The 19,525-nt window shown below is 69.7% G+C and carries 19 protein-coding genes; 13 read left to right on the top strand and 6 right to left on the bottom strand.

The features are described from left to right. Positions 1-12: 12 nt before the first annotated feature. Complete coding sequence (locus DWB68_RS00210; protein ID WP_119423124.1) at positions 13-1,332, bottom strand: isochorismate synthase; 1,320 nt, start codon at positions 1,330-1,332, stop codon at positions 13-15. 117 nt (positions 1,333-1,449) lie between these two features. Here DWB68_RS00210 and DWB68_RS00205 point away from each other — a divergent pair, with 117 nt between their 5' ends. The 4 genes from DWB68_RS00205 to DWB68_RS00190 all read left to right on the top strand — a co-directional run bounded on the left by DWB68_RS00205 (position 1,450) and on the right by DWB68_RS00190 (position 5,396). Next, entirely contained in the window at positions 1,450-2,148 is a 699-nt protein-coding gene (locus DWB68_RS00205; protein ID WP_119423123.1) for a demethylmenaquinone methyltransferase, read from the top strand. 76 nt (positions 2,149-2,224) lie between these two features. After that, positions 2,225-3,553 carry a geranylgeranyl reductase family protein gene (locus DWB68_RS00200; protein WP_119423122.1) on the top strand — a complete coding sequence of 443 codons (1,329 nt, stop codon included), beginning with the start codon at positions 2,225-2,227 and terminating at the stop codon, positions 3,551-3,553. 11 nt (positions 3,554-3,564) lie between these two features. Further along, complete coding sequence (locus tag DWB68_RS00195; RefSeq protein ID WP_233548522.1) at positions 3,565-4,662, top strand: polyprenyl synthetase family protein; 1,098 nt, start codon at positions 3,565-3,567, stop codon at positions 4,660-4,662. A gap of 71 nt (positions 4,663-4,733) precedes the next feature. Further along, on the top strand, positions 4,734-5,396 hold the full coding sequence (locus tag DWB68_RS00190) for a DUF6226 family protein (RefSeq protein ID WP_119423121.1): 663 nt from the start codon (positions 4,734-4,736) through the stop codon (positions 5,394-5,396). Positions 5,397-5,458: 62 nt separating this feature from the next. Here DWB68_RS00190 and DWB68_RS00185 read toward each other — a convergent pair whose 3' ends face one another. Together DWB68_RS00185 and DWB68_RS00180 are read right to left on the bottom strand one after the other, a co-directional pair. Then, complete coding sequence (locus tag DWB68_RS00185; RefSeq protein ID WP_119423120.1) at positions 5,459-5,986, bottom strand: HIT family protein; 528 nt, start codon at positions 5,984-5,986, stop codon at positions 5,459-5,461. After that, positions 5,983-6,426, bottom strand: coding sequence for a hypothetical protein (locus tag DWB68_RS00180; RefSeq protein WP_119423119.1), 444 nt, complete (start codon positions 6,424-6,426; stop codon positions 5,983-5,985). The genes DWB68_RS00185 and DWB68_RS00180 overlap by 4 nt, the downstream gene beginning before the upstream one ends. Before the next feature lie 88 nt (positions 6,427-6,514). Between DWB68_RS00180 and DWB68_RS00175 the strand changes: the two genes are divergently transcribed. After that, positions 6,515-8,143 carry a sodium-dependent transporter gene (locus DWB68_RS00175; protein WP_119423118.1) on the top strand — a complete coding sequence of 543 codons (1,629 nt, stop codon included), beginning with the start codon at positions 6,515-6,517 and terminating at the stop codon, positions 8,141-8,143. Beyond that, positions 8,140-8,274: a methionine/alanine import family NSS transporter small subunit gene (locus DWB68_RS00170; protein ID WP_119423117.1), complete on the top strand. Its 135-nt coding sequence runs from the start codon at positions 8,140-8,142 to the stop codon at positions 8,272-8,274. Before DWB68_RS00175 ends, DWB68_RS00170 begins: the two co-directional genes overlap by 4 nt. A 73-nt stretch (positions 8,275-8,347) precedes the next feature. Here DWB68_RS00170 and DWB68_RS00165 read toward each other — a convergent pair whose 3' ends face one another. Together DWB68_RS00165 and rarD are read right to left on the bottom strand one after the other, a co-directional pair. Beyond that, complete coding sequence (locus tag DWB68_RS00165) at positions 8,348-9,094, bottom strand: Fic family protein (protein ID WP_119423116.1); 747 nt, start codon at positions 9,092-9,094, stop codon at positions 8,348-8,350. Positions 9,095-9,126: 32 nt separating this feature from the next. Next, a complete protein-coding gene (gene rarD / locus DWB68_RS00160; protein ID WP_233548521.1) occupies positions 9,127-10,047 on the bottom strand; it encodes an EamA family transporter RarD in 921 nt (306 codons plus the stop codon). A gap of 226 nt (positions 10,048-10,273) precedes the next feature. Between rarD and DWB68_RS00155 the strand changes: the two genes are divergently transcribed. The 7 genes from DWB68_RS00155 (at position 10,274) to DWB68_RS15895 (ending at position 18,857) form a co-directional block, all read left to right on the top strand. Further along, positions 10,274-11,680, top strand: a complete 1,407-nt coding sequence (locus tag DWB68_RS00155) for an FAD-dependent oxidoreductase (RefSeq protein ID WP_199700323.1) — start codon at positions 10,274-10,276, stop codon at positions 11,678-11,680. A gap of 80 nt (positions 11,681-11,760) precedes the next feature. After that, entirely contained in the window at positions 11,761-13,074 is a 1,314-nt protein-coding gene (locus tag DWB68_RS00150; RefSeq protein WP_119423114.1) for an MFS transporter, read from the top strand. Positions 13,075-13,271: 197 nt separating this feature from the next. Next, positions 13,272-14,156 carry a zinc metalloprotease HtpX gene (htpX, locus tag DWB68_RS00145; RefSeq protein ID WP_119423113.1) on the top strand — a complete coding sequence of 295 codons (885 nt, stop codon included), beginning with the start codon at positions 13,272-13,274 and terminating at the stop codon, positions 14,154-14,156. 284 nt (positions 14,157-14,440) lie between these two features. Then, complete coding sequence (gene efeU, locus DWB68_RS00140; protein ID WP_119423112.1) at positions 14,441-15,346, top strand: iron uptake transporter permease EfeU; 906 nt, start codon at positions 14,441-14,443, stop codon at positions 15,344-15,346. 63 nt (positions 15,347-15,409) lie between these two features. After that, complete coding sequence (gene efeO, locus DWB68_RS00135) at positions 15,410-16,585, top strand: iron uptake system protein EfeO (RefSeq protein ID WP_119423111.1); 1,176 nt, start codon at positions 15,410-15,412, stop codon at positions 16,583-16,585. A 21-nt stretch (positions 16,586-16,606) separates the two neighbouring features. Next, positions 16,607-18,004 carry an iron uptake transporter deferrochelatase/peroxidase subunit gene (gene efeB, locus DWB68_RS00130; protein WP_407645624.1) on the top strand — a complete coding sequence of 466 codons (1,398 nt, stop codon included), beginning with the start codon at positions 16,607-16,609 and terminating at the stop codon, positions 18,002-18,004. Between the two features lie 220 nt (positions 18,005-18,224). Then, positions 18,225-18,857, top strand: coding sequence for a hypothetical protein (locus tag DWB68_RS15895; protein WP_147391532.1), 633 nt, complete (start codon positions 18,225-18,227; stop codon positions 18,855-18,857). Between the two features lie 91 nt (positions 18,858-18,948). Here DWB68_RS15895 and DWB68_RS00115 read toward each other — a convergent pair whose 3' ends face one another. Continuing rightward, complete coding sequence (locus tag DWB68_RS00115; protein WP_119423108.1) at positions 18,949-19,437, bottom strand: YajQ family cyclic di-GMP-binding protein; 489 nt, start codon at positions 19,435-19,437, stop codon at positions 18,949-18,951. Positions 19,438-19,525 lie beyond the last annotated feature (88 nt).

The raw sequence follows: 19,525 nt of genomic DNA, 5'->3' as shown, positions 1-19,525 counted from the left end.
AGGGCTCCGCGCCTAGTGGACCGCGGGGAGCGGGGCGCCGAGCGCCTGGAACATGGGGCGCATCTTGGCAAAGGTCTCCGCCAGCTCGGCCTCGGGCTCGGAGTCGGCAACGATGCCGCAGCCGGCCCATAGCCGCACGGCGGTGCCGGAGGGCTCCACGATGCCGCCGCGCAGGGCGATGCCGAACTCGCCGTTGCCCGCGCCGTCCACCCAGCCCACGGGGCCGGCGTAGAGACCGCGGTCCACGCCCTCGAGCTCGCGGATGATCTCGCCCGCGCGCTCGCGGGGCGTGCCGCACACGGCGGCGGTCGGGTGCACCACGGGCAGCAGCTCGAGGATCCCCGGCGTGGCGCCGTCGGCCGTCGGCGCCAGCTTGGCGCGCACATCGGAGGCCAGGTGCCACACGTTGGGCAGCTGCAACACAAAGGGCTCGCTCGGCGCCTCGAGGCCCGTCACGAGCGGGCCGAGCGCGGCCGTGAGCGAGTCGATCGCGTACTGGTGCTCCTGGCGCTGCTTGGGATCCGCTGCCAGTTCGGCCGTTGCGGCGGCGTCGCCCGCCTCCAGGCCGGCCCGGCGATCCAGCGTTCCGGCCAGGACGCGCGCCCGGGCGGTCCCGTTCATGACCTGGATCAGCATCTCGGGCGTGGCACCGAGCAGGCCGTCCACGCCGTAGGTCCAGCAATCGACATAGCGAACGGAGAGCTCGCGCAGGGTGTCGGCGACGGGAACGGGCGCGTCGAGGCTCAGCACCGCATCGCGGGAGAGCACGATCTTCTCAACCTCGCCGCCCCGGATGCGCTCGACCCCGGCGGCCACGGCGGCGCGGTAGGCCTCGACGCTCACGCCGCCGTCGTCGACCGCTGTGACGCGGGCGCCGTGCGATTCGTGCGCCTCCTCGCGCAGCGCCTCGAGGCGCACCAACGCGCCGTCCAGCGTGAGCTCGGCCTGGGGGTCACGCGTCATCCACGTGATCCAGGCGGTGCCGTCGCGGAAGCCGAGGACGATCTCGGGAACGATCAGTGTGGAGACCTGGCTTGAGGTCTTGGAGAAGGCGAAGGAGCCAAAGGCGACGGGACCGCTGCCCGGCGTGCCCACGCCGTCGTGCAGTTCGGCTCCGGCAAAGAGCTCGGAGCGCCATGCCGAGAGGAGCACGAAGCGCTCCGGGCCGGTGGCGGAGGAACGCGCGATCTCGCCGAAACCGAGCAGGCCATTGCCGTGGCGGGCCCAGGTGAGGGTGGCATCACCGGCGAGGTGCTCGAGGGGATCCTCCGTCGCGGCCAGCGGATGCGGGAGGGAAAGCACGCGCAGGGTGCGGGCGGAAGCATCGATCATGACCGCCCCAGTCTACCTATGCACTTGTGCGCGCGCGGGTGTGAGAGGGACCGCCACCGGGGGTGAGTGGGGCCACCCGGTTTCGCTTCGGGGGCCCAAAGAGTCCAGACTGGTGGGGTGAGTCGCGCAAGCCTGCAGAAGCAGCCAGAAGAGGTCCAGCGGATGTTCGACGGCGTGGCCCGTCGTTACGATCTGACCAACGACGTGCTGGCCCTCGGCCAGACGCGCTACTGGCGACGCGTCGTCGTGGCCGCCGTGGACGCCGTCCCCGGCCAGCGCGTGCTCGATCTCGCCGCCGGCACGGGCACCAGCTCCGAGCCCTACGCCGACGCCGGTGTGGACGTCGTTGCCTGCGACTTCTCCGAGGGCATGCTCGAGGTCGGCCGCCGCCGCCGCCCCGACATCAACTTTGTTCAGGGCGACGCCATGAACCTGCCCTTCGAGGACAACAGCTTCGACGCGGCCACCATCAGCTTTGGCCTGCGCAATGTGCAGGACCCGGACAAGGCGCTGCGCGAGATGTACCGCGTCGTGAAGCCGGGCGGCCGCATCGTGGTCGCCGAGTTCTCCGACCCGACGTTCGCGCCCTTCCGCTACGTCTACAAGGAGTACCTCATGAAGGCGCTCCCGTGGGTTGCCACGAAGGTCTCCTCCAACCCGGACGCCTACGTGTACCTCGCCGAGTCCATCCAGGCCTGGCCCAACCAGGACGCCCTGGCGCACCGCCTCACGGGTGCCGGCTGGCAGAACGTCCAGTACCGCAACCTGAGTGGCGGCATCGTGGCCGTCCACCGCGGCTTCAAGCCCGAGGCCTGATCCCTTTCCTGCCCGCGGCGCAACGAAAGCGGGCGCCAAGGCAAGCACCAGACAACAACGGGGTAGTTCAGCACTCATGCGCATTCTCATCGCCGGCGGCGGCCCCGCCGGATCCACGGCGGCCACCTACCTGGCCCGCGCCGGCCTCGAGGTGACGGTGCTGGAGAAGACTCACTATCCCCGCGAGAAGGTCTGCGGCGACGGACTGACCCCGCGCGCCGTCCACGAGATGCAGCTCGTGGGCCTCGACCACTCCGACGAGTCCATCTGGCGCAAGCAGCAGGGCCTGCGCCTCGTGGCCCGCGGCCGTAGCGTGGACTTCCCCTTCGCCGGGCTCTCCGAGTTCCCCGACTACGGCCTGGTCCGCACGCGGCTGGGCTTCGACGAGGACCTCGCCGCCCTGGCGCGCTCCGAGGGCGCCACGATCCTGGAGGGGCATTCCGTCACGGAGGCCCTGCGGGACGAGACGGGCCGTGTCATCGGCCTGCGGGCCGCCCTCATGGACCCGGCCGGCCGCAAGACCGGTGAGACCGTGGACGTCCACGCCGATCTGGTGCTGGCGTGCGACGGCAACTCGACCCGCACGGCCCTTTCGCTGGGCCTGCCCAAGCGCGACGACCGTCCGCTGGGCGTCGCCTACCGCACCTACTACTCCTCGCCCGCCGAGCATGAGCTCGACTGGATGGAGGGCTGGCTCGAGCTGCCCGACGCCAGCGGCAAGCCGTTGCCCGGCTACGGCTGGGTGTTCGGCGTGGGTGACGGCACGTGCAACGTGGGCCTGGGCATCCTGAACTCCTCCAAGCACTTCGGCAAGCTCGACTACCGCAAGGTGCTCACGGAGTGGACGGCCGGCATGGGTGCCGAGCGCGCCTTCGACGCCGAGCATCAGATCGGCGGGGTCAAGGGCGCCGCGCTGCCCATGGGCTTCAACCGCACGCCGCACTACGTCCCGGGCGCGTTGCTCGTGGGCGACTCGGCCGGCATGGTCTCGCCCTTCAACGGCGAGGGCATCTCCTACGCCATGGAGGCCGCCCGCTACGCCGCCGAGCTGATCATCGTGGCCGCCGGCGGAACCCGCGGCACCACGCAGGCCCAGCGCGACGCCGTCCTGGCGACGTACCCGGATGTGGTGCGCCAGGCGTGGGGCTCGCACTTCACGCTCGGCAAGGTCTTCGCGCGCCTGATCGGCAACCCGAAGATCATGTCCGCCGCCCTCGCCACGGGCATGAGCGTCCCGCCGCTCATGCGCTTCGTGGTCAAGGCCATGGCCAATCTCACGGCCAAGGACGCCCCGAGCTTTGACGATAGAGTGATGCACGTGCTGGAGGGCCTCTTCCCGCCGGCATCAAACACCAAGCCCGCCCCCGCGGCCCCGCGCCGCGGCCGAGCACAGACCACGAAGTAGGCCAGAGCACCGTGAGTGATTCCTCCTGGACGTCCGCCGGACACGGCGTGCCGGACTCGATCGACCTCGATCCGGCCACCCAGGCAATCGTCGCCTCCATTCAGCTGCCCGCGGGCTTCCGCGCGCTGGCCGAGGACCCCGAGTTCGGCCCCGCCGTGCTGGAGGGCATGGCCCGCGTGGAGAAGAAGCTCCTCGACGCGATCGCCAACTCCGACCCGGTGATTGACCGCGCCTCGCGTCACCTCGCCGAGGCCGGCGGCAAGCGCGTGCGCCCGCTGCTGGTGCTCCTCTCCTCGCTCCTGGGCGAGCGGGGCATCAACGACGAGGTCATCAAGTCCGCCACGATCGTGGAGATGACGCACCTCGCCACGCTCTACCACGACGACGTCATGGACGACGCGCCCCTGCGCCGCGGCGCCCCCACGGCCCAGCACGTCTGGGGCAACTCGGTCGCGATCCTCACGGGCGACCTGATCCTGGCCCGCGCCTCGGTGCTCGGCGCCGAGCTGGGCCCGCAGGCCGTGGCCCTGCAGGCGCGCACCTTCGAGCGCCTGTGCCTGGGACAGCTGCACGAGTTCGTGGGCCCCAGCGAGTCCGACGACGCCGTGGAGCACTACCTCCAGGTCATGAGCGATAAGACCGCCTCCCTGCTGGCCGCGGCCGGCGAGTACGGCACGTGGTTCGGCGGCGCAGGCGACGACGCCGTCAAGGTCCTCTCCGAGTACGGCGAGAAGGTCGGCATCGCCTTCCAGCTGGCCGACGACGTCCTTGACGTCACGGGCGCCTCCAAGAAGTCGGGCAAGATCGCCGGCACCGACCTGCGCGAAAAGGTCCCCACGCTTCCCGTGCTCCTGCTGCGCCAGGATGCCGCGGCGGGCGACGCCGAGGCAGCCCGCGTGGTGGAGCTCATCGACGCGGACCTCAGCAGCGACGAGGCCCTCGCCGAAGCCGTGAAGGCCCTGGCGGCCCAGCCCGCCACGCAGCGCGCGTGGGCCGTGGCCAAGGAGTGGTCGGCCGCCGCCGTGGAGTCCCTGGCCCCGCTGCCCGAGGGCACGGTCAAGAGCGCCCTGGCCTCCTTCGCGGACGCCGTCGTCACCCGCGAGGGCTGATTCCACGCCTGAGCTGACACCGTCAGCGAGCGCCTCCCCCGAAGCCGGGGGAGAGCGCCTAGGGTGTGGGCATGGACCTGACAGCCCTCATCGCCGAGGTGGATCGGCGCTTTGTCTCGCGTCCCGACCCGGTTCCGGGCTGGGACGACCCGCACGCGGCCGAGCCGGCGGACGAGGCCGAGTACTCGAGCACCACGGACCCCCAGCGCTACGCCATCGTGGCCCAGCGTGCCCAGGCGTGGGCCGAGGCGCTGCAAGACGCCGGCCTGGCCGAGCTGCGCACCTCGCGCACGCCGGCGTGGACCGCCGACATGTTTGCGGGGGTCGGCCGCGCCGCGATGCTCTCGCCCGCCAAGATCGGTGCCCTGCCGCTCACCGTGGTGCTGCTGGATTGGGACGGCGGCGCCTCCAACGCCGTGGCGCTGGGCGTGGGCGGCGGCGAACCCGCCGAGGCACTGCTCCTGCCCGATTGCGGTTGCGACGGATGCGATCCCGGCTCCAAGGCCTTGCTCGATGAGCTGGACGCCGTGTTCCTCGATGTGGTCGGCGGCAGCTTCGCGCATGCCAACGGCGGGGCGGGGGAGAGCGGCTGGGTGGTCCAGTCAACGCTCGACGGCGCGTGGGCCAGGAACCTCTCCAGCCGCACCGTGGGTGACATGGAGGGGGTGTTGGCGCGCGTGCGCGCCGGGGAGAACGTGGGGGAGCGTTCGCTGCACGGGCCGGCCTGGGGCTGACCCGCTCGGCCCGCTGGGCCCGAGAGGCGCGCCGGGCCAGCCCGGCCCGGGAGGGGCGACGGCTATCCGGCGACGACGCCGGAAGCGTCCCGCCCCTCGGCGAGCAGCACGCCGCGCAGCGCTGCCCCCAGCTCGGCGGCCTTGAGCGCGCGCACGTCCACCGGCACGCGGTGGCGCAGCTGCCGGTACAGGTTGTCGTCCTCCCAGCGCGGGAAGACGTGCAGGTGGTAGTGCCACACGTGTTGGTTCCCGGCCGGCTCGTTGTGCTGGCGCACGCTGGTGCCCTGCGGCCGCCAGGCCGCCTTCATGGCGAGCGCCACCAGACGTGACATGACGGCGATCGCCGCGTTCACGTCGTCGGGCAGGTCGTAGAGGGACTCGAGGTGCGCCGTGGGGATCACCATGGCGTGACCCTCGTGGTCGCCGAAGCCGTCGCAGGCGATGAGCACGCTGACGAGCTCGTCGCGGTAGAGCAGATCGCCCGGGGCGCACAGATTCTCCGCCGAGAACGGGGAGGCCCCGGTCACGAGCTCACAGAAGGGGCAGGCGTAGCCCGCCGGCGCGTGCGAAGCCCAGGCGGGGAGGGTCACTCCTCGTCGTCCTCCACGGCGGGGGCCACGTCCTCGAAGACCCACGCGAAGTAATCGAGGAGGTATTCGGAGAGCGTGCCCTCCATGTCGCTCCAGGTGCCCTTGGCGTTGGTGCGTCGGCAGACCAGCGGGTCGGGGACGTCGAGCGAGCCCACGGGGATGCCCCACGTGAAGCGCTCGTCCTCGTCCTCCATGAAGAGCAGGAAGCCGTCCTCGATCTCGAGCTCGTCGGCGTCCCAGATGAAGTAGTAGGCCTCCATGATGTCCTCGACCGCGCCCACGGCGAGGTACAGGGACTCGAGGGAGGCTGGCAGCTGCACGCAGGACTCGGCGAGATCGGCGTCCAGTTCTTCGCGCGAGAGGCCGTCCTCGGGCTTCCACTCCTCGTCGAAGTACTTGGGAACGAGGGAGGTGAACTGGGAAAAGAACGGCTCGGCCATACCCCCAAGTCTACGGGGGAGCGGGGTGTGAGCGACTCGGCACTGCTCGGTCCTTGCGATGTGATACGGATCACGTAGGGTGGCGGCCATGTCATCACCAACCGGAACCGGAGGGACCGCCCACAAGGTGGTCAAGCGCGAGGCCTTCGGCTCGCGCAACGTGTTCATTCTGTCAGCCATCGGATCTGCCGTGGGCCTCGGCAACATCTGGCGCTTCCCCTACGTGGCCTACGAGGGCGGCGGCGGCGCCTTCCTCGTCCCGTACCTGTGTGCCCTGCTCACGGCGGGCATCCCGCTGCTCTTCCTCGACTACTCGATCGGCCACCGCTTCCGCGGCTCGGCGCCGCTCGCGTTCCGTCGCCTGAACCGCAAGACCGAGGTGCTCGGCTGGTGGCAGGTGCTCATCTGCGTCGTCATCGCCGTGTACTACGCCGCGATCATCGCGTGGTCCACCATGTACACAGCCTTCTCCGCGACGCTCGCGTGGGGCAAGGGCAACGAGGAGACGTTTTTCTTCTCGGAGTTCCTCCAGATGGGCAAGCCCACGGACGGGGTCAGCTTTGACTACGTCCCCGGCGTGCTCTGGCCCATGCTCGGCGTCTGGGCCGTGATCCTCGTGATCATGGTGCTCGGCGTGAAGAAGGGCATCGGCATGGCCAACAACATCTTCATGCCGCTGCTGACCGTCATGTTCCTCATCATGGTCATCCAGGCGGTCCTGCTGCCCGGCGCCATGGATGGCCTCAACGCCTTCTTCACCCCGAACTGGGAGGCCCTGAAGGACCCGGCCGTGTGGGCCAGCGCCTACGGCCACATCTTCTTCTCGCTCTCCGTGGCCTTCGGCATCATGGTCACCTACTCCTCCTACCTCAAGCGCAAGACCGACCTCACGGGCTCCGGCCTCGTGGTGGGCTTCGCCAACTCCTCCTTCGAGATCCTCGCCGGCATCGGCGTCTTCGCGGCGCTCGGCTTCATGGCCCAGGCCTCGGGGCAGGGCGTCAATGACGTCGCCTCCGGCGGCATCGGCCTGGCGTTCGTCGCCTTCCCGACCATCGCGTCCAACGCGGCGGGCGGCTCCATCATCGGCATGCTGTTCTTCGGCTCGCTCGTGTTCGCCGGCGTCACCTCGCTCATCTCGATCCTCGAGGTGATCGTGGCGGCCGTGCAGGACAAGCTCGGCTGGGCCCGCGTGAAGGCCACGCTCGTGGTGACGATCCCCATCGCGATCGTCTCGATCGTGCTGTTCGCCAGCACCTCGGGTCTGTTTGTCCTGGACATCACCGACGCCTTCATCAACCAGTTCGGCATCATGGCCGTGGCCTTCGTGACCGTCCTGGTCGTGGCCTACGGCGTGCGCGCGCTGCCCAAGCTGGCAACGCACCTCAACGGCCGCTCCACCTTCAAGGTGGGCCTGATCTGGCGCCTGCTCGTGGGCATCGTGGGCCCCCTGGCCCTCGGCTACATGCTCGTCAGCGAGATCATCGCCAAGACGTCGAAGCCCTACGAGGGGTACCCGGGCGGCATGCTCGCCGTCTTCGGCTGGGGCATGGTTGCCGCGGTCATCGTGCTCTCGGTGGTCCTGGCCATGATCCCGTGGGGCCCGAATTCCAAGGCCAAGAACGATCCTGAGTACCGCGAGTTCCTCGCGGCCGAGGGTCTTGAGCCCGATCGCGAACAGATCGCCGGCGGCACCGGCGGGGAAGGGGTGCGGTCATGACCGGCACCGCCATCGTCTTCATGGTCATCTCGATGGTCCTCGTGTGGGGCGGCCTCGCCCTCTCCACGTGGAGCCTCTTCCGGCACCCGGAGGACATCGACGACGAGCCCATGCCGCCCGTCGAGCTGTAGCTTCCTTCACTGCACGACGACGCCCGGTGGCCTTTTCGTTGAAAAGGCCACCGGGCGTCGTCGCGCGTTGGGGTCAGGAGCCGGCGGCGCGCCGGGCGACCTCCAGCAAGAAGCGCGCGTAGGGGCCGACGTCGTGGGAACGGAACAGGGCGGCCACGGCATCGTGGTAGTCCTGCTTTCGCTCGGGCGGGACCACGATGGAGTCGAAGCCATGGGCCAGGAGCTCGCCGTCGGCCAGGAAACGGCTCGTGCGCTTGTTCCCGTCCCAGAACATCTGGAGATAGGCCCCGGCGGCCGCCAGGTTCAGCGCCCGCACCACCGGACGCCGCAGCTGCGCGATGCGGGAGAAGAGCAACGGTTCCGAGGCCGCCAGCTCCTGCTTGCTGAGGCCGAGGAACAGGTCGCCTTGAACCGAGACCGTGGCGCCCGCCCCGTCCGTGTTGGCGGCGGAGGCGCTGCGCCGCACGCCCGGGAGCAGCGCCTCGTGCCTGGCCAGGATGCCGTTGAGCTCCTCGGCCTGGGCCACGTCGAGGCCAAAGCCGCCGGTCAGCACGCGTTCCTCGAGGACGGCCGAGGCCTCGGCGAGGTCGAGCGCCTGGGACACATCGTGCGGGTCCGCTGCTGGCGGCTCCTCACGTGCCCCCGCCAGCAGCGCGCCGACCTGCGCGGGCGTGAGCGGATTGCCCTCCAGGTGTGCGTAGGAGTGCACGATGCCGGCCCGGGCGGCGGCGTACAGCGCGCAGGCCAGCTCGGGGGTGCGCCGCGGCAAGGTGGGGCGCAGCTCGTCCTCGCTCGCGAAGACCAGCCGGTCCAGGGGCACGGCGCGAAACGTCCGGGCTGCGCGCACGGTGCTCAGACCGCCGGGTGCGGGGTGCGCTTGGCCTGGCGCAGGGCGTCGATGATGAGCAGCACCACTGCCACCCACACGAGGCAGAAGCCGGCCAGACGCTCGGGCGGCATGGGTTCGTGGAAGACAAACACGGCCATGAAGAAGAGCATGGTCGGGGCGATGTACTGCAGCATCGCGACGGTGGTCAGCGGCAGGCGCGAGGCGGCCGCCGCAAAGGCCAGGAGCGGCACGGCGGTAGCGATGCCGCTCGCCGCGAGCAGCCAGAAGTGGCCGGGACCCTGCGAGAAGATCGTGAGCGTGCCATGGAAGCCCATGACCGCGAGGACCACGAGGGCCACGGGGGTGAGCCACGCCGTCTCGGCCGAGAGGCCCTCGACGGCGCCCACCTCCTTGCCCACGCGGTTCTTGACGAGGCCGTAGAAGCCGAAGGAGAAGGCCAGGAGGAGGCTGATCCACGGGATCTGCCCGTAGCCCACGGCGAGCACCACCACGGCCAGGAGGGCGATGCCCATGGCGGCCCATTGCAGGCGCGAGAGCCGTTCCTTCAGCACCAGGACGCCGAGCGCCGTGGAGACGAGCGGGTTGATGAAGTAGCCGAGGGAGCCCTCGGCGGTGTTCCCGCCGAGCACGGCGAACGTGTAGGTGAGCCAGTTGACGGCGATGAGCGCCGAGGCCAGCCCCAGCGTGAACGTGAGCCGCGGGGTCGTGAAGACCTTGATGAAGCCGGGCCACGTGCGGGTGAGGGTGAGCAGGAGGGCACACAGGACGAGCGAGAAGACGACGCGCGCGGCCACGATCTCCACGGGGGAGGCGGTGGAGATCGTGAGGAAGTACAGGGGCAGGAAGCCCCACATCACGTAGGCGGCGACGCCGTAGAACATCCCGATGCGGCGGGAGGAGGGTGCGGGGAGAACGGGGGTCACCCTGCCAGAACATCACTCGGGCGGCTACTTGTCACGTCAACGTTCCGCGCATCACGCGCGCGGGCCACCCAAGGGAATTTCGATAGCATGGTGTTGTCAAAGAGGTGGCCTGGCTCACCCGCGAAGGGTTTTCCCAGGAGCCGCGCCTAGAATTGACGATGGTCTTCGCGCGTCCGCACGCGGCGCGCCCACCGAGAAGGCCACGAAGAGTCGGAAGGATCCGTCAGTGCCCTCCCCCCTGGAGAATCGTCCCCTGCGCGTCGCCATCATCGGCGCCGGCCCGGCCGGTGTCTATGCAGCAGACATCCTGACCAAGGCCGAGCGGGACTTCGAGGTCAGCATCGACCTGTTCGATCAGCACCCGGCCCCCTACGGCCTCATCCGCTACGGCGTGGCCCCCGACCACCCGCGCATCAAGGGCATAGTCAACGCCCTGCACAAGGTTCTGGATCGCGGCGACATCCGCTTCATCGGCGATGTCACCTACGGCCGAGACCTCCTGCTCTCCGACATCCGCGACCTCTACGACGCCGTGATCTTCGCGACCGGCGCCAACGACGACGCCGCGCTGAACATCCCGGGCGAGGAGCTCGAGGGCTCCTTCGGCGCCTCCCGCGTGGTCTCCTGGTACGACGGCCACCCGGATGTGCCGCGCGAGTGGCCGCTGAACGCCAAGGAGATCGCCGTCATCGGCAACGGCAACGTGGCCCTGGACGTGGCGCGCGTGCTTTCCAAGCACGCCGACGACCTCCTCGTCACCGAGATCCCCGAGAACGTTTACGAGGGTCTCAAGTCCTCCCCGGTCACCGATGTGCACATCTTCGGCCGCCGCGGCCCCGCACAGATCAAGTTCACGCCGCTCGAGCTGCGCGAGCTCTCCCACTCGCGCGACGTCGACATCGTCCTCTACCCCGAGGACTTTGAGTTCGACGAGGCCTCGGATGAGGCCATCAAGAGCAACAACCAGGTCAAGACGATGGTCAACACCCTGACCAACTGGATCGTCGAGGAGCAGGACACGGGCGCCTCGCGCCGCCTGCACCTGCACTTCCTGCAGTCCCCCGTGGAGATCCTCGGCGAGGACGGCAAGGTGGTCGGCCTCAAGATGGAGCGCCAGGAGCTCCAGGGCGACGGCAGCGTCAAGGGCACCGGAGAGTTCACCGACTACCCGGTCCAGGCCGTGTACCGCGCCATCGGCTACTTCGGCACCGAGATCCCCGAGGTGGGCTTCGACGCCAAGCGCGGCGTCATCCCCAACGTCGGCGGCCGTGTGCTGGACGAGTCCGGCGAGGTCATCCCTGGTCTGTACACGACCGGCTGGATCAAGCGTGGCCCCGTGGGCCTCATCGGCCACACCAAGGGCGACGCCCTGGAGACGATCGGGCACCTGCTCGAGGATCACGCCGAGCTCAAGCCCGCCGCGCACCCCAGCGAGGACGCCCTCATCGAGCTGCTCAACGAGCGCGGCATCGAGTTCACCACGTGGGAGGGCTGGCTGGCCCTCGACGAGCACGAGAAGGCCCTCGGCGCCGCCGCCTCGGAGTCCGGCCCCGTGCAACGCGAGCGCGTCAAGGTGGTCCCGCGCGAGGAGATGGTGAAGGTGGCACGCTCGGCCGACGTGCCGGTCGCCTGATTCCTGCGCCCCAACGGGCCCGACGCCGCGTGGTCACCACGCGGCGTCGGGCCCGTTGCGCTTCCCCCTAGACTGGCGGGATGCCTCGCCTGCTCGCCGACATCACCCCGCTGAAGGTCTCGCCGGCGTATCGGCGGCTGTTCATCGGCAACTCGCTCTCCGTGATTGGCACGCAGGTCACGCTCATGGCGGTCTCGCTCGAGGTGTTCGACCTGACGCGTTCCTCGGCCGCCGTGGGGGCGATCGGGCTCGTGGCCCTCGTGCCACTCATCATCACTGGCCTGTACGGCGGTGCCATCGCCGACGCCTTCGACCGGCGCAAGGTGGCGCTGGCCTCGACACTCGTGCTGTGGGCCACGAGCATCCTCATCTGCTTGCATGCCTGGGCGGGCATACACCAGGTGTGGGTGCTGTACGTGCTCACGGCGATCCACTCAGGCGCCTCCGGCATCAACATGCCCACGCGCGGCGCCATCATCCCTGCGCTCGTGGGGGACAAGCTGCTCCCGGCCGCCAACGCGCTGAACATGACCCTCGGTTCCGTGGCCATGATGGTGGCGCCCGTGCTCGGCGGCGCGCTCGTGGCCTCCGTCGGTTACGCCTGGACCTATTCGCTCGACGTCCTGACGTTCGCCGCCTCGGTGTACTCCGTGTGGCGCCTGCCGGCCATGCCCCCGCAGGAGCGCAAGGGCGTGCCCGGGATCAAGGCCGTCATCGACGGCTTCCGCTTCCTGGGTACCCGGCCCAACGTCCGCATGACCTTCCTCATCGACCTGTGCGCCATGATCCTGGCCGCGCCGCGGGCGCTCATGCCGGCCGTGGGCGCCCTGGCGATCGGCGGCGGCACCACCACGGTGGGCATCCTCATGGCGGGCGTGGCGATCGGCTCCTTCCTCGGCGGCTTCTTCTCGGGCCCGCTCGGCTCGGTGGTGCGCCAGGGGCGGGCCGTCTACCTGTCGGTGACGGGCTGGGGTATCAGCATCCTGGCGCTCGGCGCGGTGGTGCTCTTCTCGCGTCCGGGCGCGGACGGCGCGGCCAACGTCCCCTTCCTCGTCCTCGCCGTGGCGTGCATGGCGGCGGCCGGCCTCGTTGACACGATCTCTGCGGTCTTCCGCACCACGATCCTGCAGTCGGCCACCCCCGATCACCTGCGCGGTCGTCTGCAGGGCGTCTTCACCGTGGTCGTGGCCGGCGGGCCGCGCTTCGGCGACGCCCTGGCCGGCGTCGTCGCTGTGGCCTGGGCGGGCGTCTTTGGCGCCGGCTTTGCCGCCCACGCCGGCGGCGAGGGGATGACGCTGCTCGTCGGCGGGGCGCTCTGCGTGATCGGGGCCGCCGCCCTCATGAAGTGGCAGCCCGGGTTCCTGCGCTACGACGCGCGACACCCCGAGCCGTAGCCCCGAGCCGAGGCCTCACTCCCTGCGGCGCCCCGCGTTCCCGGGCCCCGCACGGGCCGGTCGCGCCAGCCAAACGTCACCACGCGCCGTCGTGCCGTCCGCGAAAAGCGGCCCGCTGGAACCCCGGCGCGGCTAGGCTCGTTGGATGAGGTGAGCCCCGAACCCCGGCGGGGCGCCCACAACCCACGGGAAGCGACGTGCACACACACTTCAACGGAGCCAAGACCGCCGCCCTGCTCGGCGGCATGTTTGCCCTGCTGCTGGCGATCGGCGGCCTCATCTCGGCCGGCACCCGCAGCTCGGCCCCGCTCTGGATCTTTGCGCTCATCGGCGTCGGGACCACGGCCTACGGCTACTGGAACTCCGACAAGATCGCGATCCGCTCGATGCAGGCCTACGAGGTCACGCCGGAGCAGCAGCCGGCCATGTATGCGATCGTCAGCGAGCTCTCCCAGCGCGCCGGGCAGCCCATGCCGCGCCTCTATGTGAGCCCCACCTCGAGCCCCAACGCCTTTGCCACGGGGCGCAATCCGCAGAACGCCGCCGTGTGCTGCACCGAGGGCATCCTGCAGCTGCTCAACGAGCGCGAACTGCGCGGCGTGCTCGGCCACGAGCTCATGCACGTCTACAACCGCGACATCCTCACCTCCTCGGTCGCGGCCGCGCTGGCCGGCGTCATCACCTCGATCGCGCAGATGCTCATGTTCTTCGGCGGCGGCACGGATGAGAACGGGCGCCGCAACGTCAACCCGCTCGCCCTGATCGCCATCTCGATCCTCGCGCCGCTGGCAGCCTCGGTGATCCAGATGGCGGTGTCTCGCACACGCGAGTACGACGCCGATCAGGACGGGGCCGCCCTGACGGGCGATCCGGCGGCCCTCGCCTCGGCGCTGAACAAGATCTCCGGCGGCCTCCAGGCGGATCCGCTGCCCAAGGATCAGCGCCTCGAGAACACGGCGCACATGATGATCGAGAACCCGTTCCGCAACATCGGCAAGCTCTTCAGCACGCACCCGCCCATGGAGGAGCGGATCCAGCGCCTGCGCGGGCAGGCGGACAAGATGGGAGCCCCCTGGGGCTGAGCGATGTTGCTCACGCGCCGCCCCCGAAGAATCTGCGGTAAGCGGGCGCTGGGACGCATGAAGCGGCGTCGTCGAACCCTCACAGGGGTACGGCGGCGCCGCTTTCGCGCGCCGGGGGAGCCCCGCCGGTGATGTCTTTGTGCGCGCTGAAGAATTCGATGCGGTGATTCCTTCGCTACGGGCGTACCCTTTACCTTGCGCCAATAGCGCAAGAAACGTATGTCTTAATTGGGAAGGTCTACCTTGGTGGGCCAACCTCGCTGGAACAAAGGTAGGACCGATCCGTGCTGGGGAATTACATCATTGGCCTGCGCGAGGGGCTTGAAGCCGCCCTCGTGGTGGTCGTGCTCATGGCGTACCTCGGCAAGTCCGGCCGCGCCCACCTGAAGCCCCGCGTGTGGGCGGGCATCGCCCTCGCGATCCTCGTCTCCGTCGGCTTCGGCGCCCTGCTCACCTTCGGCCCGCGCGGCCTGACCTTCCAGGCCCAGGAGGCCATCGGCGGCGGGCTCTCACTCATCGCCGTCGGCTTCGTCACCTGGATGATCTTCTGGATGGGCAAGGCCTCCCACAACATCTCCGCCGAGCTCAAGTCCAAGGTGGACTCCGCCGTCGAGCGCCCCTCGGGCACCGGCTGGGCGCTCGTCGTCCTCGGTGCGGTGTCGGTGGGCCGCGAAGGCCTCGAGACGGCGCTCTTCGTATGGGCCAACGCCAACGTGGGCGGCGGCGGCACGGGCGTGGCGACGCTCGGCGCGGTGCTCGGCATCCTGACCGCCGTGGTCCTGGGCGTGCTCCTGAACCGCGGCGCCGTGAAGCTGAACCTCTCCTCGTTCTTCACCTGGACCACGTACTTCCTGGTCTTCGTGGCGGCCGGCGTCTTCGCCTACGCGGTCACCGACCTGCAGGAGGCCGGCTTCCTGCCCGGCATCCACGACTACGCCTTCGACATCTCCGCGTGGGCGCTCACCGTGGACCCCAACGGCATCGGCATCGCGATCGTCAAGGCGATCTTCCAGCTCACGCCCGCCATGTCGAAGCTCGCCTTCGGCGCCTGGCTGCTCTACCTCGCCGTCATGCTCCCGATCTGCATCTGGCGCCACCGCCAGATGATCGCCGGACGCAAGGCGCGCGAGGCCCAGAAGGCGGCGGCCCAGGCCGCCCTGACCACCCCGGCCGCGTCCGTCGCGGCCTGAACCCCCTTCCCATCTCCCGCACCTGCGGGCCGCTGGCCCGTGCCCATTGTTAGGAATTTCAGCGTGAAGAAGCAGCACCTCCTCGCCCCGCTCGGCGTCCTCTCCGTGGCGGCGCTCCTGCTCACCGGTTGCACCGACAACACCAAGACCGCCTCCGCCGACGGCGCCATCACCGTCACCGAGAGCGACACCGAGTGTTCCGTCGCCACGGCCACGGCCCCCGCCGGCCAGCTGACCTTCAAGATCACCAACAACGGCCAGAAGTCGAACGAGTTCGAGGTGCTCGCGGCCGACGGCCTGCGCATCCTGGGCGAGCTGGAGAACATCGGCTCGGGCACCACCCGCGAGCTCACCGTGCGCGTGGACGAGCCCGGCGAGTACCTCGTGGCCTGCGTCCCCGGCCAGGTCGGGGCCGGCATGCGCCAGGCGTTCACCGTCACCGAGGCCACCACCAAGGAGACGGTTGCCGCCGACCGCGCCGCGCTGCAGAAGACCGCCGTGGAGCAGTACACGGCCTACGTCCGCGGCCAGGTGCAGCAGCTGCTGCCTGCCACCGAGGAGTTCGCCAAGGCCTTCGCCGAGGGCGATGTGGAGAAGGCCAAGGCCCTCTACCCGACGGCGCGCGCCTACTACGAGCGCGTTGAGCCCGTTGCGGAGTCCTTCGGCGACCTCGACCCGGAGCTGGACTTCCGCAAGGCCATGCTGGAGGACGGCCAAGAGTTCACCGGCTGGCACCGCGCCGAGGAGGACCTGTGGGGCTCCGAGGGGTACACCAAGCTGGACGCCGCCGGCCGCCAGAAGGTTGCCGACTTCATGGTGAAGAAGACCAAGGAGCTGTACGACTCCGTGCGCTCCGACGACTTCAAGCTCAACATCGAGGCGATCGGCCAGGGCGCCATCGGTCTCATGGACGAGGTGGCCACCGGTAAGATCACGGGCGAAGAGGAGCTGTACTCGCACACGGACCTCTGGGACTTCCAGGCCAACCTGGAGGGTGCCAAGGTGGCCTTCGAGACCCTGCAGCCGTTGCTGAAGGATTCCGGCGACGAGCAGCTCGCCACCACGCTGACGGAGCGCTTTGCTGCGGTCCAGAAGCTGCTGGACGCCCAGAAGTCGGGCGACGGCTTCAAGCTCTACACGGAGCTGAGCAAGGACGAGATCAAGGGCCTCGCCGACTCGGTCAACGCCCTGGCCGAGCCGCTCTCGCAGCTGACCAAGGCCGCGGCCAAGGTCAAGTAGTACCTCAAGCAAGGACACGCAGTGAACGAACGGGTAGGCGGCCAGGACGGCCACGAGCACGACGGCGCACGGCGCCGTCCCGGCGCGGACGACGACGGCGCGGCACCCCTGGAGGGTGCCTCGCCGTCGGCGCGTGCCGGGCGGGTCTCGCGCCGAGGCCTCCTTGGCACCCTGGGTGGCGGCGCCGTGGGCGCCGTCCTGGGCGGCGTGGCCGTGGGCCTGAGCCGCGGTTCCGAGGCGGGGGCGGAGGCGGTGTCCAGCGCGGCGCCGGCGAACGCCGTCGTCGAGTTCATGGGCGAGCACCAGGCGGGCATCGTGACGCCGGCCCAGGACCGCATGCACGTGGCGGCCTTCGACGTCACGACCTCGAGCCTGGATGAGCTGATCGGGCTCATGAAGGACTTCTCGAGCGCCATCGGCTACATGACGCGCGGCCTGCCCATCGGCGGTTCCGCCGGGGCCGGCGGCGACGATCTGCTCGCCCCGCCCGAGGACACGGGCGAGGCCGTGGGGCTCACGGCCGGTCACCTCACCGTCACCGTCGGCTTCGGCCGCAGCCTGTTCGTGGACGCCGACGGCAAGGACCGCTTCGGGCTCAAGGCCAAGCTGCCCGAGGGCCTCATCGAGCTGCCGCACTTCCCGGGGGACCAGCTCGAGGAGGCGCGCTCCGGCGGCGACCTCGTGGTGCAGGCCTGCGCCGACGACCCGCAGGTCGCCGTGCACGCCATCCGCAACCTCTCGCGGATCGCCTTCGGACGCGCGAGCGTGCGTTGGTCGCAGATCGGCTTCGGGCGCACGGCCTCGACGTCGAAGGCACAGGCCACCCCGCGCAATCTCTTCGGCTTCAAGGACGGCACGGCCAACGTGAAGGCCGAGGACACCTCGGTGGTGGACGAGCACGTCTGGATCTCCGGCCTGGAGGGCGAGAGCGCATGGGCCAACGGCGGCAGCTTCATGGTGGCCCGCCGCATCCGCATGACGATCGAGACGTGGGACCGCCAAAACCTGGGTGAGCAGCAGCTCGTCGTGGGGCGCACCAAGGCCTCCGGCGCGCCGCTGTCCGGTGGCGAGGAGTTCACCGAGCCGGACTTCGCGAAGAAGGGCGCAAACGGGCCCCTCATCGACACCAACTCGCATGTGGCGCTCTCGCACCCCACGCGCCACGGTGGCGCGCAGATGCTGCGCCGCGGCTACAACTACACGGACGGCACCGACGGCCTGGGCCGCCTGGATGCCGGGCTGTTCTTCATCGCCTTTGTCGTGGATCCGCGCACGCACTACGTGCCGATCCAGAACCTCATCTCCAAGCAGGACCTCATGCAGGAGTATGTGCGGCACACGGGTTCCGGGCTGTTTGTCATCCCGCCCGGAGTCAACGAGGCCGGGGGATACCTCGGCAAGCGACTGCTGGAAGGCTGAGGCCCTCTCCCTGTCCTCGAGAACCCGTCGAGCCCCCATCGGACGCAGCGCGTTCGATGGGGGCTCGACGGGTTATCACTCGTGCCTTCAGGAGGCGAGCTCAACTCTAGGCCGCCCGGCTGTGCTGGGGCTGTGCGGGAACGCGCAGCTCACGGCCGCAGGAGGCTAGGCTATGGCGCATCGCCCGGAACGTGGGGCGGGATCGACCACAGGGGGAACCATGTCACGCACCGCCATTCGCCGACTCGCGGCGGCCTGCGCGCTGGGGAGCGTCGCCGTCCTCGCGCTCGGTGCCTGCGGCGGCTCGCCGAGCGCGCCGGCGGCAGCCTCCAGCGCTCCGGCGGCCAGCTCGTCCGCCGCCGTCTCGGCGGCCCCCAGCACCGCTGCCACAAGCGCGGCAGCGAGCTCCTCCGACTCCGCCGTCTCCATGGCAACGAGCTCGGTGGAGGCCCCCAGCGTGAAGGCCGAGGGCACCCCCGTGGGGGCCCCGACCACGTGGAAGGAATTCGAGACGGCCATCGGTTCCGCGCTCGGCGTGACCTGCGCGGACGTCCAGGTGGGGGAGGCCGGCACCGAGCTGGACGACACCACCATCTCCAAGGGCAAGGTCTACATGGCGCGCTGCATCGGCAGCGACTACAAGGAGAAGACCATCGGCGCGGTGTTCTTCGAGAACCCCGACGATGTCAAAGACGGCCTCGCGAGCATGGTCCGGGCCAGCGTGGGCAAGACCTCGTGGATCATGGCTGAGGGCCAGTGGGGCGTGCTCGTGAACAAGTCGAAGGACGAGAAGGGCGAGCTGGCCCAGAAGGTGCAGGGCATCGTGGGCGGCACCTTCGTCGTGGCCCCCTGAACCAGCACAGCGCACCGCAGCAGAGCGCAAAGCAAGGGCCCCGCTTTCCTCCGAGGAGGAAAGCGGGGCCCTTGCGGTGTTCGAGCCGGCCTCAGCGCAGGTTCACGAACTGCAGATCGGCGTCCTCGAAGCCGCGCAACAGCTGCATGGTCTCCTGCAGATCGTCGCGGGACTTGGAGGAGACGCGCAGCTCGTCACCCTGGATGACGGCCTTGACCGACTTGGGGCCCTCCTCGCGGATGAGCTTGGTGATCTTCTTCGCCACGTCCTGGGCGATGCCCTCCTTGATGGAGGCCTCGATGCGGTACTCCTTGCCGGAGGCGAAGGGCTCGCCGGCGTCGAGGGACTTCAGCGAGATGCCGCGCTTGACCAGCTTGGACTCGAAGACGTCCAGGACGGCCTTGGCGCGCTCCTCGGCGTTGGCCTTGATCAGGATGTTCTCTCCGGAGAAGTCGATCTCGGCGCCGACACCCTTGAAGTCGTAGCGCTGGGCGATCTCCTTCTGCGCCTGGTTCAGCGCGTTTGAAACCTCCTGCTTGTCGACCTTGCTCACCACGTCGAACGTCGAATCGCTCGCCATGACACACTCCTTCTTGCCTTGGGGGATGACGCCGGAAGCGGTTCCGGCTTGTCTTAACCACCAGGGTATCGGGCCGAGCGCCGGGACG

It is taken from the genome of Galactobacter valiniphilus, from assembly GCF_003575975.1.
GTDB classification, from domain to species: Bacteria; Actinomycetota; Actinomycetes; order Actinomycetales; family Micrococcaceae; genus Galactobacter; species Galactobacter valiniphilus.
Note: the sequence above shows the minus strand (reverse complement) of the source record. Positions and strands in the feature narration are given on the sequence as shown.

Coding starts and splice junctions, on each gene's coding strand:
- DWB68_RS00210 (WP_119423124.1), bottom strand. CDS start 1,332: ATGATCGATGCTTCCGCCCGCACCCTGCGCGTGCTTTCCCTCCCGCAT.
- DWB68_RS00200 (WP_119423122.1), top strand. CDS start 2,225: ATGCGCATTCTCATCGCCGGCGGCGGCCCCGCCGGATCCACGGCGGCC.
- DWB68_RS00190 (WP_119423121.1), top strand. CDS start 4,734: ATGGACCTGACAGCCCTCATCGCCGAGGTGGATCGGCGCTTTGTCTCG.
- DWB68_RS00180 (WP_119423119.1), bottom strand. CDS start 6,426: ATGGCCGAGCCGTTCTTTTCCCAGTTCACCTCCCTCGTTCCCAAGTAC.
- DWB68_RS00175 (WP_119423118.1), top strand. CDS start 6,515: ATGTCATCACCAACCGGAACCGGAGGGACCGCCCACAAGGTGGTCAAG.
- DWB68_RS00170 (WP_119423117.1), top strand. CDS start 8,140: ATGACCGGCACCGCCATCGTCTTCATGGTCATCTCGATGGTCCTCGTG.
- DWB68_RS00150 (WP_119423114.1), top strand. CDS start 11,761: ATGCCTCGCCTGCTCGCCGACATCACCCCGCTGAAGGTCTCGCCGGCG.
- DWB68_RS15895 (WP_147391532.1), top strand. CDS start 18,225: ATGTCACGCACCGCCATTCGCCGACTCGCGGCGGCCTGCGCGCTGGGG.
- DWB68_RS00115 (WP_119423108.1), bottom strand. CDS start 19,437: ATGGCGAGCGATTCGACGTTCGACGTGGTGAGCAAGGTCGACAAGCAG.